This window comes from Methylovirgula sp. (assembly GCF_037200945.1).
In the GTDB taxonomy this organism is placed as follows: Bacteria; Pseudomonadota; Alphaproteobacteria; order Rhizobiales; family Beijerinckiaceae; genus Methylovirgula.
Genome location: NZ_JBBCGP010000001.1, coordinates 2,781,469 through 2,794,004, shown reverse-complemented (window position 1 = coordinate 2,794,004; position 12,536 = coordinate 2,781,469). Strand labels below are relative to the sequence as shown.

At 61.4% G+C, this 12,536-nt stretch carries 10 protein-coding genes; 4 read left to right on the top strand and 6 right to left on the bottom strand.

What is annotated here, in order from left to right; all coding sequences use genetic code 11:
• Positions 1-7 precede the first annotated feature (7 nt).
• The gene (locus tag WDN02_RS13545) at positions 8-1,000 is read left to right on the top strand and encodes an aldo/keto reductase (protein ID WP_337293999.1); all 993 of its coding nucleotides are present in this window, start codon (positions 8-10) and stop codon (positions 998-1,000) included.
• A gap of 331 nt (positions 1,001-1,331) precedes the next feature.
• Positions 1,332-2,849 (top strand): DUF1254 domain-containing protein, encoded by a 1,518-nt coding sequence (locus WDN02_RS13540; protein ID WP_337293998.1) that lies wholly within the window; start codon positions 1,332-1,334, stop codon positions 2,847-2,849.
• A 30-nt stretch (positions 2,850-2,879) separates the two neighbouring features.
• Here the strand turns inward: WDN02_RS13540 and WDN02_RS13535 are convergent, their stop codons facing one another.
• From WDN02_RS13535 to WDN02_RS13520, 4 genes are all read right to left on the bottom strand, one after another.
• Positions 2,880-4,214 (bottom strand): FMN-binding glutamate synthase family protein, encoded by a 1,335-nt coding sequence (locus tag WDN02_RS13535; protein WP_337293997.1) that lies wholly within the window; start codon positions 4,212-4,214, stop codon positions 2,880-2,882.
• A complete protein-coding gene (locus WDN02_RS13530; protein WP_337293996.1) occupies positions 4,214-4,960 on the bottom strand; it encodes a protein glxC in 747 nt (248 codons plus the stop codon). The genes WDN02_RS13535 and WDN02_RS13530 overlap by 1 nt, the downstream gene beginning before the upstream one ends.
• Positions 4,957-5,847, bottom strand: a complete 891-nt coding sequence (locus WDN02_RS13525; RefSeq protein ID WP_337293995.1) for a glutamine amidotransferase family protein — start codon at positions 5,845-5,847, stop codon at positions 4,957-4,959. The genes WDN02_RS13530 and WDN02_RS13525 overlap by 4 nt, the downstream gene beginning before the upstream one ends.
• Positions 5,848-6,005: 158 nt before the next feature.
• Positions 6,006-6,365 (bottom strand): helix-turn-helix domain-containing protein, encoded by a 360-nt coding sequence (locus tag WDN02_RS13520; protein ID WP_337294944.1) that lies wholly within the window; start codon positions 6,363-6,365, stop codon positions 6,006-6,008.
• Between the two features lie 111 nt (positions 6,366-6,476).
• Here WDN02_RS13520 and WDN02_RS13515 point away from each other — a divergent pair, with 111 nt between their 5' ends.
• The gene (locus tag WDN02_RS13515; RefSeq protein WP_337293994.1) at positions 6,477-7,085 is read left to right on the top strand and encodes an NAD(P)-dependent oxidoreductase; all 609 of its coding nucleotides are present in this window, start codon (positions 6,477-6,479) and stop codon (positions 7,083-7,085) included.
• Positions 7,086-7,094: 9 nt separating this feature from the next.
• Here WDN02_RS13515 and WDN02_RS13510 read toward each other — a convergent pair whose 3' ends face one another.
• On the bottom strand, positions 7,095-8,414 hold the full coding sequence (locus WDN02_RS13510) for a dihydroorotase (protein ID WP_337293993.1): 1,320 nt from the start codon (positions 8,412-8,414) through the stop codon (positions 7,095-7,097).
• A 6-nt stretch (positions 8,415-8,420) separates the two neighbouring features.
• Entirely contained in the window at positions 8,421-9,371 is a 951-nt protein-coding gene (locus WDN02_RS13505; RefSeq protein ID WP_337293992.1) for an aspartate carbamoyltransferase catalytic subunit, read from the bottom strand.
• Positions 9,372-9,635: 264 nt separating this feature from the next.
• On the opposite strand from WDN02_RS13505, the gene topA reads away from it, so the two are divergent.
• Positions 9,636-12,473, top strand: a complete 2,838-nt coding sequence (gene topA, locus WDN02_RS13500; RefSeq protein WP_337293991.1) for a type I DNA topoisomerase — start codon at positions 9,636-9,638, stop codon at positions 12,471-12,473.
• The last annotated feature ends 63 nt before the right edge of the window (positions 12,474-12,536 follow it).

Sequence of the window (12,536 nt, the reverse complement as noted above, 5' to 3'; positions counted from 1 at the left end):
ACCGATCATGCAAAAGCGTACCTTGGGAAAAAGCGGCCTCGAAGTCTCGGCGCTGGGCCTCGGCTGCATGGGGATGACCTGGGCCTATGGCGCCCCCGGCGACCATGCCGAGCTGGTCGCACTCATCCGCCACGCGGTCGAGATCGACGTCACCTTTTTCGATACGGCTGAAGTCTATGGCCCACTCACCAACGAAGAGCTGGTCGGCGAGGCTCTGGCGCCGCTGCGCGACAGAGTGAAGATCGCGACAAAATTCGGCTTCGCGCTCGATCCGCAAAGCGGTCGCCCCGTCGGGCTAAACAGCAAGCCCGCGCATATCAAGGAAGTCGCCGACGCGTCGTTGAAGCGCCTGCGCACCGATCATATCGATCTCCTTTACCAGCATCGCGTCGATCCCAACGTGCCGATCGAGGATGTGGCGGGCGCCGTTGCCGATCTCGTCAAGGCCGGCAAGGTGAAGCATTTCGGCCTTTCGGAGGCGGGCGCGGCGACGATCCGCCGGGCGCATGCGGTGCATCCCGTCGCGGCGGTGCAGAGCGAATATTCGCTTTGGACACATGGGCCGGAGAAAGAGGTACTCCCGACGCTCGAAGAACTCGGCATTGGCTTTGTGCCCTATAGTCCGCTCGGCCGCGGCTTCCTCGCCGGTACATTTTCCGCCGACACGCAGTTCGCCGATGACGATTGGCGCAAGACCAATCCGCGCTTCCAGGCTGATGCGCTGCGCAAGAATGCGCCGCTTGTCGATAGTCTCAAAGCCATCGCCGACGAGAAAGGCGCAACGCCGGCGCAGATCGCGCTGGCCTGGCTACTGGCGCAAAAACCCTGGATCGTGCCGATCCCCGGCACGACCAAGCGCACGCGGCTCGAGGAAAATATCAAAGCCGCCGACATCGCGCTGACACCGGCCGATCTCAAAGCCATCGAAACCGCCGTCGCTTCACATGCGGTCGCGGGCGACCGCTACGACGAGCGCGGCATGGCGATGGTCAATTTGTGACAGACGGATATGATGAAGTTGGCTTCCGTTGGCGGTCGGGCATGTCCTTCCGCAACGCAGCGTCGCGATGCGCCTTGCAGCGAAGTTTCTAAAAACTTTGTGGGACGAGTTTATCCAAACTTGAAGCTTTGAGCACGAAGAAATCCCTCATTTCGCTCCCGGCCGCTTTCCTCGAAGCCGCCGCCATCCCCTAGCGGCCCCTAAGCTCCCGGGCGGCTTCTAAATCCTGCGACAGCCCGGAGAATAGGCACTCACTCATACATATTGAGTGTAAGGTGTACTCACCGTGCCGCGCAGTCCTATTTGGGCGCGACAACAGCGGGAGTATGGGATGTATGCAATCCTTAAATTCGCCGTCGCCTTGACACTTGGCGCGGTGGCCATCGGCCCCGCCTGTGCTTACGAACAGTCTTCAGCAAAGTACGCCGCAAAAGTCCCTGCGTACATCACGACACCGAACACGGTACAGACGCGCATTGGAACGCTGAAATTTTTCGACGGCTTGCCCGACGCGCCGACCGTGCAAAAGGTCTATGACAACCTCGATTTTACGCGCGGCGTTGAGACGTTTCTGTCCGGCATACCTGCCGCGTCCGCTTACGCATTCTGCGAGGGCCTGAGCCAAGCAGGCATCAAGCGTAACGGTGGCATTTCCATTACGGAAAACCTGCTGGATGCACGCACGCTTATGCTGACACCGAATTCGACGACTGTGTATGTTTTCTTATGCATGGACCTTAAGGACAGTCCGGTTGTCGTTGACATACCGCCCGGCGTGCTCGGTCCTGTGAATGACGCTTTTTCCCGCTACGTAACGGACGTGGGATTGGTCGGACCGGATAAGGGCAAAGGCGGCAAATACCTGTTCGTTCCGCCTGGCTACACAGGTGAATTGCCGTCGCAAGGCTATTTCGTCGTAAGGCCGCGCACCTATGGCAACTTCATTTTCTTTCGGGCTTTCGTCAAAAACGGTGACATTGCGGCCGCTGCGCAAGGCGTAAAGGCAAAGGCGCGAGTCTATCCGCTATCCGAGGCAAGCAGTCCGCCGTCCGCAACCATCGTCAACACATCAGGGATGCAGATCAATACGGTTCACGCCAACACGTTTGAGTTCTACAATGAGCTGGATGCCGTCATCCAGCATGAGCCTGCCGATGCGTTTGACCCCGAACTGGTGGGTTTATTCGCATCAATAGGCATAAAAAAGGGTGAACCTTTCGCGCCGGACGCTCGAATGAAAGACATTTTGACCGGTGCTGTAGCGGTCGGCAACGCGACCGCCCGCGCAATTGTTTTCGCGCCTCGCGACAAAAGGGTGATGTTCTATCCTGATCGGCAGTGGGGAACACCGTTCATAGGTGGCGCATACGATTTCATGAACAATGGTGAGCGTATGCTCGATGCTCGGGCCCTCTTCCACTATTACGCCGCTGGCATTACGCCCGCGATGGCCTATTCGAAGCCTGGCACCGGATCGGCCTATGCATACGCGACGCGAGATTCTAAGGGCCGTTATCTGGATGGGGGCAAGACCTACAAGATCACCTTGCCAGCGCCGATCCCTGCCGCGCAGTTCTGGTCGTTTATGGTCTATGACGGACAAACCCGCTCAATGCTGGAGACCGACCAGAAAACCTCTGGCCTCGACAGCAATCAGAAGGGCATCATTAAAAATGCAGACGGATCGGTGACTGTCTGGTTCGCCCCGAAAGCGCCAGCAGGTCACGAAAACAATTGGGTGCAGACGATGCCGGGCAAAGGCTGGAACAGCCTGCTACGGCTCTACGCGCCCCTCGAACCTTGGTTCGACAAAACGTGGAAGCCGGGCGATTTCGAGTTGGTGGAATGAAGCGGCAAGGAGTGGGGCATGGCGGCGCGTTCAGCGCCCGCCAGTCCCCGGTATCCAATCCGTTCCGGCCAACGGCACACCGGCCATAGCGGCAGCCTCGACCGTCAACGCCACCAAGTCTTCCGGCTCGAGGTTATGGACGTGGCTCTTGCCGGCAGCGCGGGCAATCGTCTGCGCTTCCAGCGTCAGTACCGACAGGTAATTGGCGAGCCTGCGGCCGGCCGCGACCGGATCGAGCCGCTTCGCAAGATTCGGGTCCTGCGTCGTGATGCCCGCTGGATCGCGCCCCTCGTGCCAATCGTCATAGGCGCCCGCGGCGCTTCCCAGCGCCTCGTAATCGCTTTGCCAATGTGGATCGTTGTCGCCCAGCGCAACAAGCGCCGCAGTGCCGATCGAGACCGCGTCGGCGCCGAGCGCCAAGGCCTTCGCCACATCGGCACCGTTGCGGATGCCCCCGGAGACGATGAGTTGCACCTTGCGATGCATGCCGAGGTCCTGCAGCGCTTTCACAGCCGGACGGATCGCCGCGAGGATCGGGATGCCGACGTGTTCGATAAAGACTTCCTGCGTCGCCGCCGTGCCACCCTGCATGCCGTCGAGCACGATGACGTCGGCGCCCGCTTTCACCGCCAGCGCGATGTCGTAATAAGGCCGCGAGGCGCCGACTTTCACATAGATCGGCTTTTCCCAATCGGTGATCTCGCGCAATTCCTCGATCTTGATTTCAAGATCGTCGGGGCCGGTCCAATCCGGATGGCGGCAGGCTGAGCGTTGGTCGATACCCTCGGGCAACGTGCGCATCTGCGCGACACGCGGTGAAATCTTCTGGCCGAGGAGCATACCGCCGCCGCCAGGCTTGGCGCCCTGCCCGACGACAACTTCAATCGCGTCGGCCTTGCGAAGATCATCGGGATTCATGCCGTAGCGCGACGGCAGATATTGGTAGACAAGAATCTTGGAATGGCCGCGCTCTTCCTGCGTCATGCCGCCGTCGCCCGTCGTCGTCGACGTACCAACCGTCGAGGCGCCGCGCCCCAGTGCTTCTTTCGCCTGCGCCGACAGCGAGCCGAAGCTCATGCCGGCAATCGTGATCGGGATTTTGAGCTCAATCGGCTTTTTCGCGAACCGCGTGCCGAGCGTGACCGCCGTGCCGCATTTCTCGCGATAGCCTTCGAGCGGATAGCGCGACATCGACGCGCCGAGAAAGAGCAGATCGTCGAAATGCGGCAGATGCCGCTTCGCACCCGCGCCACGAATGTCATAGATACCAGTCGCGGCGGAGCGCCGAATCTCGGAAAGTGTGTAGGCGTCAAATGTCGATGAAAAACGCGGCATCGTACGTGGAGCTTTAACCTGCTCGTTCATCAATAAGCTCCCGCATTGTCGACATGGAAATGATAAAGCGTCCGCCCCGAGCCGTAGCGTTTGAATTCGCCGACATCGACTTCGCCCGCGAGGCCGAGCTCTTTGAATTTTTCGTAGAGCTCAGCGCGATGCTGATCGTCCATCTCCTTCTCGATGCAATCAGCGCCGAGGCTCGCAACGTTCCCGCGCGCATAAAGCTTCGCCTCATAGAGCGAGTCGCCGAAGGCTTCGCCAACATCGCCGAAGACGGCGAGCGTGCCCGCTTGCGCCATGAAGGCTGACATCGGGCCGATGGAGCCTTTCACGATAATATCGACGCCCTTCATCGAAATGCCGCAGCGCCCCGATGCATCGCCATCGATAATGATCGAACCGCCATGCGCCGTCGCGCCGACGGAATCGCTGGCATTGCCGCGAACGTGGATCAGGCCCGACATCATATTTTCGCCGAGGCCGATGCCGGCGCTGCCTTCGATGAGGATCGTCGCCAGCTGGTTCATGCCGCCGCAATAATAGCCGACGTCACCATCGATCTCGATCGTCACGTCCGCATCCACACCCGCCGCGATTGCATGAACGCCACGCGGATTGAGCACGCGAAATAAATTCGCATTGCTGCCTGGGTGGATCGCGTGCAGTGCACGGTTCAACTCGCGCACAGAATTCGTCGCGAGATCAAACGTGCGGGCATGGCCGAGATCGGTTTTGCCCGCAGCTTTCTTCACGGTTTGCGATTGAATGTTCATGCCGCGCGGTTCCAGAAATAGACGGTGGCGGGATTTGGCTCGAAAATCTTCGCGTTCTCAATGCCGGGCAGTGAACTCAGGGCGCGAAACTCGGTGCCGAAGGCGACGTATTGATCGGTCTCGGCCATAACGGCGTGTTTGCAGCCGATCGGATCGCGCAGAACGCCGAAGCCCGTGTCGGTGCCGACGACGAAAGTATAGAAACCGTCGAGGTCTTTCAGCGAGGATTCGAGCGCTTCGCCAAGACTATCACCCTGCGCAAGGCGCCAGGACACATAGCCGGCGGCCACTTCCGTGTCGTTCTCAGTCGCGAAGGGAATGCCTTCGCGGATCAGCTTGCGGCGCATCTGATTATGGTTCGACAGCGAGCCGTTGTGGACGAGGCATTGATCCTTGCCGGTCGAGAACGGATGCGCGCCCGCGGTCGTCACCGCCGATTCGGTCGCCATGCGCGTATGGCCGATGCCATGCGTGCCGCTCATTTCAGCAAGGTGGAATTTCTTGGCGACGTCGGCCGGCAGGCCGACCTCTTTATAAAGCTCCATATGCGTGCCGACGGAGCTGACCGTGAGCGTCGGAGCCTCGTGCTTGATCTTCTGCAGAACGCCTTCGACATCGGTTGTCGGCACGGAGACAACAATGTGGGTGCCGCGGCGCGTGACGCTGGCACCTGGCTCAAGCGCCTTTTCCAGGGCTCCGTAGCTTTCAAAGTCCGCCGGCGCGCGCAGAGTGATCTTGGTGCGGCTTTTCTCGCCCTCGCCATAGACGGCGAAACCGGCGCTGTCGGGGCCGCGCGCCGTCATCGTCTCCAGCATGACCGAGAGATGCTTGCCGAGATCCGGCTCCAGAGCTGGATCTTTAAAGAAGAGTCCAACGATGCCGCACATCCCACTGCCTCGCGTGTTTCCTGAACCTAAAGCAATTTTCCTATAAAGAAAATAGCAGTCGCGTGAAGAAACTGGAAGGGGATTTTGCGCTTTTCGTCAAAAAAATTACGTTGCGCTGCGGCACAGGCGGCCTTGCATAAATCCGGCCAAGCCTGGGCCTAGGGGCGCGCGTCGTAGCTGCGCTGGGCCGCCACAACTTTGACCATGCTGGTTTCGGCCCAGTCGATCATCGATCGCAACGCCGACAGCAGCTCCCGGCCGAGCGGCGTGATGCCGTAGGTGACCATAACGGGCATCGTCGGCGTGACCTCGCGTGTGACGAGACCGTCCCGCTCGAGCGAACGCAGGGTCTGACTGAGCATTTTCTGCGAAACGCCTTCGACGCGCCGCTTCAGACCGCCGAATCGCATGTCACCATCGCCCAAAATCAGGAGCACGAGCACGCTCCATTTGTCGGCGACACGATCCAGCAATTGCCGCGTCGGGCAATTGGCGGCGAACGCGTTTCCGCGATCAATCGGAGTTTCTTGCGAGGTTTCCTGGCGGTAATCAGGTGTCGAAAAAGTGCCGTCTTGCATGACTGGTTTCAATAATACACATGGTTGCCAATGGAAACCATGGAGGTGCAAATGAATGTCAGCGTCCTCGGCGCCAGCGGCCAGGCAGGTTCGGAAATCATCAAGGAGCTTGCCGCACGAGGCCACCACGTGCTCGCCATCGCCCGCAAGCCGGAAGCCATCCCGAAGGCGCCGGGCGTGATCGCGAAAGCGAGCGACGCCTCCGATCCTGCCGCGCTGGCCGCATTGATTCGCGGGACGGACGCCGTCATCAGCGCGCTGCATTTCGATATCCCCGCGGCGACCTTGCTTTCGGCGCTCAAACAAGCCGGAGTCAAAAGACTGCTGGTGACTGGTGGCGCCGCGAGCCTTGAAGTCGCGCCCGGCAAACTATTGATCGATACGCCCGACTTCCCCGAAGAATGGAAACCCATCGCCCGACCCGGAATCGTCTTCCTCGATGCACTTCGCAAAGAGAAAGAGATCGATTGGACGTTCTTCTCGCCTGCGGCACTCCTCTTCAAGGGTCCGCGCCTCGGCCATTTCCGGTTGGGTCGCAATCAACTCGTCACCGACGCCGCCGGCGAAAGCAAAATCAGCTTCGCGGATTATGCCATCGCAATGGTCGACGAACTGGAGCAACACCGGCACAGCCGGGCGCGTTTCACCGCGGCCTATTAGGGCCCGGTCTCAGCCTTCGCGCCAGACGAGTTCGCCCGCGACGATTGTCAGCTTCACCCGCCCCTGCATCCGGGCCTCGTCGAAAGGCGTGTTCTTGCAGCGCGAATGCAGCGTCACCGGATCGAGCACATAGGGCTCATCAGGATCGAAACGGATGAGATCGGCCGGCGCCCCAATCTCAAGCCGTCCCTGCGGCAGACCGAGGATTTCCGCCGGCCGCGACGACATCGCCGCGAGCAATCGCGGCAGTTCGATTTCCCCCGCATGGACGAGCCGCAAGCCGGCCGACAGCATCGTCTCCAGGCCGATGGCGCCCGGCTCGGCTTCCGCAAACGGCAGCCGCTTCGTCTCGACGTCCTGCGGATTGTGATCCGAGACGACGACATCGATCAGCCCTTCGGCCAGCGCCTCAACGAGCGCCAGACGCTCATCCTCGCGCCGCAGCGGCGGCGAAAGCTTCAGGAAGGTGCGGTAATCGCCGATATCGTTTTCGTTCAACGCGAGATGATTGATTGAGGTGCCGCAGGTGATTGGCAGGCCCGCGGCCTTTGCCGCGCGAATGGCATCGAGCGAGAGCGTCGTCGAGATGAGAGCGGCGTGATAGCGCGCGCCGGTCAGCGCAACGAGGCGAATGTCGCGATCGAGCATGATCGTTTCGGCCTCGCGCGGCACGCCCGGCAGGCCAAGGCGTGTGGCGAATTCGCCTTCGTTCATCACGCCGCCGGTGGCGAGGTCGGGATCCTGCGTGAAATGCAGGATCAGCGCATCGAAATCCTTGGCATAGGCCATCACGCGTCGCATGACGCGCGCGTTGCGCAGGGATTGCGGCCCATCGCTGAAGGCGACCGCACCCGCTTCCTTCAAAAGACCGATCTCCGCGATCTCTTCGCCGTGCAGGCCCTGTGTCAAAGCGGCGATCGGCAGAACCCGGACGATGCCGGTATCGCGGGCGCGCCGCTGTAGAAAATCGACCACGGCCGGTTCGTCGATCGGCGGATTGGTGTCGGGCCGCGCCAGAATGGTCGTGACGCCGCCCGCCGCCGCCGCCGCTGTCGCCGTCGCGATCGTCTCGCGATGCTCCGCTCCCGGCTCGCCGACAAAGGCGCACATGTCGATGAGGCCCGGCGCGACGACATCGCCGGCGCAATCGATGATATGCGCATGCGGCGGCAGTGACGCAGCCACGACCTGCGGCCCGAGATCGCGAATGATGCCGTCGATGATGAGGACGCCGCCGCGCTCCTCGGTTTCGCGCGCGGGATCGATCAGCCGTGCATTGACGAGCGCCAGCGGCTGGTGGGCGATGGCGCCGGTCGGGGCGTGTTTCATCGCGCCTCACTCATTGGGCAAATGCTCGGCGAGCGCCGCGAGAACGGCCATGCGGACCGCGACGCCCATTTCGACTTGTTCGCGGATCAGGCTCTGCGGGCCGTCGGCGATATTCGAATCGATCTCGACGCCGCGGTTCATCGGCCCCGGATGCATGACCAGCGAATCCGGCTTGGCGAAGCGCAGCTTCTCCTGGTCGAGGCCGAAGAAACGGAAATATTCGCGCGATGACGGCATGAACCCGCCGCTCATTCGTTCGCGCTGCAATCGCAGCATCATGACAATATCAGCGCCGGCGAGCCCGGCCTTCATGTCGTGAAAGGTCTCGACGCCCATGCGCTCAATGCCGACCGGCATCAGCGTCGAGGGGCCGACGACACGCACCCGCGCGCCCAGCGCCGAGAGCAAGATGATATTCGAGCGCGCGACACGCGAATGCATGATGTCGCCGCAGATGGCGACCGTGAGACCTTCGATCGGACCTTTGTTGCGACGGATCGTCAGCGCATCAAGAAGAGCCTGCGTTGGATGTTCATGCGCGCCGTCGCCAGCATTGATCACCGCGCAATCGACCTTGCGGGCGAGAAGATGCACCGCGCCCGCCTGGGCATGGCGCACGACGATAAGATCCGGGCGCATTGCATTGAGCGTCACGGCCGTGTCGATCAGCGTCTCGCCCTTCTTCAGGCTTGAGGTCTGGACCGACATGTTCATGACATCGGCGCCGAGCCTTTTGCCGGCGAGTTCGAAAGACGATTGCGTGCGCGTCGAGGATTCAAAGAAAAGATTGATGAGCGTCCGGCCGCGCAGCGTCGTGCGCTTTTTCTCGATCTGCCGCGAGACTTCGACTGCCTCTTCGGCACGGTCGAGAAGAATCATAATGTCTTCGGCCGAAAGCCCTTCGATCCCGAGCAAATGGCGGTGCCGAAATTTTTGGCGGGGCTGGGGAGCGGACATTAAAGTGGTTCTATACGGGTGAACCTGCGGCGTCGGCAAGCCGCGCTCGAGGGATTTCCCGGCCTTTTCGATGCACTGGTTACCGCGATTTGGAGCCGGACGTCTGAGGCCGGGATTTGGGCCGGGATTTGACACCACGCCTCCCCTACCCCATGTTCCGCCACAATGAGCGGCGGCCCAGAGACGCGCCGGGAGCTCTTCACGGCTTGGCCGATTTCCAAAAAATGTAGCGTCTTCAGCCGCTTAGCACGGAGCTAAGAACGCATGAATCTCGTCATCGTCGAATCGCCCTCCAAGGCCAAGACGATCAACAAGTACCTTGGGCGTGACTATGAGGTCATCGCCTCGTTCGGCCATGTGCGCGATCTGCCGCCCAAGGATGGGTCAGTTGATCCGGAGCAGGATTTCACCATGCTCTGGCAGGTCGACGCCAAGGCCGCCAAGCGGCTCAACGACATTGCCGCCGCCGCGAAGACGGCCAAGAAGCTGATCCTGGCGACCGATCCGGACCGCGAAGGCGAAGCTATCTCCTGGCACGTTCTCGAAGTCCTCAAGAACAAGAAGGTCTTGAGGGACATTCCGGTCGAGCGTGTCGTCTTCAATGCGATCACCAAGACGGCCGTGCTCGACGCGATGAAGCATCCGCGCCAGATCGATGCGGCGCTGGTCGATTCATACCTCGCCCGCCGTGCGCTCGATTATCTCGTCGGCTTCAATCTCTCGCCGGTGCTGTGGCGCAAATTGCCGGGCGCGCGCTCGGCGGGCCGTGTGCAATCCGTCGCTTTGCGTCTGGTCTGCGACCGCGAGCTCGAAATCGAGCAATTCGTCACGCAGGAATATTGGACGCTGCTGGCGCATCTGAAGACCAAGGCCGGCGCGCCGTTCGTCGCCCGGCTTGTCGGCGCCGACGGCCAGAAGATCGGCCGTCTCGACATCGCGACGGCGGACGAAGCCGCCAGCCTCAAGACCGCACTAGAGAACGGGCAGTTCTCGGTCGTCAGCGTCGAGTCGCGTCCTGCCAAGCGCCATCCCGCCCCGCCGTTCACGACCTCGACGCTGCAGCAGGAAGCCTCGCGCAAATTGGGGTTTGCCCCGGCTCGCACGATGCAGATCGCGCAGAAGCTCTACGAAGGCATCGATATCGACGGCGATACAGTCGGCCTCATTACTTATATGCGTACAGACGGCGTCGACGTGGCGCCGGAGGCCATCGCCGCCGCGCGCAAGGTGATCGGCAAGGAGTACGGCGAGCGCTACGTGCCGAAAGTGCCGCGCAAATATACGGTGAAAGCCAAGAACGCGCAGGAAGCGCACGAGGCGATCCGCCCGACGGATATGTCGCTGCTGCCGCCGCGCATCGGCCGCTCCCTCAACCACGACGAAGCGCGGCTTTACGAATTGATCTGGACGCGTGCTGTCGCGAGCCAGATGGAATCGGCCGACCTCGAACGCACGAGCGTCGACATTTCAGCGGTCGCCGACAAGCGCAAGCTCGATCTGCGCGCCACCGGCCAGGTGATCCGTTTCGACGGTTTTCTGAAGCTTTATCAGGAAGGCCGCGACGACGAAGAGGACGATGAGTCCAGCCGCCTGCCGCCGATGGCAGCGGGCGAGCCGCTGACCAAAGACAGGATCGAATCCTCCCAGCATCGCACCGAGCCGCCGCCGCGCTTCACCGAGGCGAGCCTCGTCAAGCGGATGGAAGAACTCAGCATCGGCCGGCCCTCGACCTATGCTTCGACGCTCGCGGTCTTACGCGAACGCGATTACGTCAAACTCGAGAAAAAACGGCTTTATCCTGAAGACAAAGGCCGCGTCGTCACCGCCTTTCTCGAAAGCTTCTTCACCCGCTACGTCGGCTATGACTTCACCGCCGGCCTCGAGGAAAAGCTCGATCACGTCTCCAATCATGAGCTCGATTGGAAGCAGGTGTTGCGCGACTTCTGGGCGGATTTTTCGAGCGCGATTGATGCGACCAAGGATCTGCGCACAACGCAAGTTCTCGATTCGCTGAACGAGTTGCTCGGCCCGCACATCTTCCCGACGAAGGAAGACGGCTCCAATCCCCGCGCCTGCCCGTCCTGCGGCAATGGCCAATTGTCGCTGAAGCTCGGCAAGTTCGGCGCTTTCATCGGCTGCTCCAATTATCCCGAGTGCAAGTTCACCCGTACACTCGCCGATACCAAGGCCGAGAGCCTTGGCGACAGCGACCGGCCTGGTGTGAAAGTTCTCGGTCAAGATCCGGAAACCGGCGACGAGATCACGTTGCGCGACGGCCGTTTCGGCACCTATGTGCAGCAAGGCGAAGGCGAGAAGCCGAAACGCTCGTCCCTACCGAAGACGCTAAATCCGTCCGATTTGACGCTCGAGCAGGCGCTGGCGCTGTTGAGCCTGCCGCGCGAGGTTGCAGTCCATCCCGAAACCAAAGCGCCGATCGTTGCCGGCATCGGCCGCTACGGGCCTTATGTGCAGCACGGCAAGACCTACGCTAATATCGGCAAGGACGAGGACATTCTTTCGATCGGCGGCAATCGTGCCATCGATCTTATCGTCGCCAAGGAGAGCGGTCTCTCGGGACGGCGCTTCGGCGCGCAGGCATCGAGCGCGAGCCGCGAATTGGGCGATCATCCGCAAGGCGGCGCCGTGGTCATCAAGGCCGGCCGGTTCGGGCCCTATGTCAATTGGGGCAAGATCAATGCGACGCTGCCACGCGAGTCCGATCCGACGACCGTAACCCTCGACGACGCGATCGCCCTGCTCGCCGCCAAGGCGCAGGGCGGCGGCGGCGGCGGTGGCGGGACGCAGGGCCGCGTGCTTGGCCAGCATCCGTCCGGTGGTGATGTCGTTCTGCGCGAGGGACGCTTTGGTCCTTATGTCAGCCTCGGCAAGATCAATGCGACGTTGAAGAACGGCGTGGCAGCGGATTCGATCACACTCGAAGACGCGATCCAATTGATCGACGCCAAGGGCGGCGTCCCGACGAAAAAGAAGACTGCCGCGAAAGCCAAGCCCGCCAAAACTACAGCGAAGGCCGCGCCCAAAAAAGCTGCGGCGAAGAAGGCCGCGACCAAGGCGCCCGCACGGAAGGCGAAGAGAGCGTGATCAAGAAAGCCGGCTCGGCAAAAGCCGGCCCGCCCGGCGCGAAAGCCGAACGACCGAAAGGCG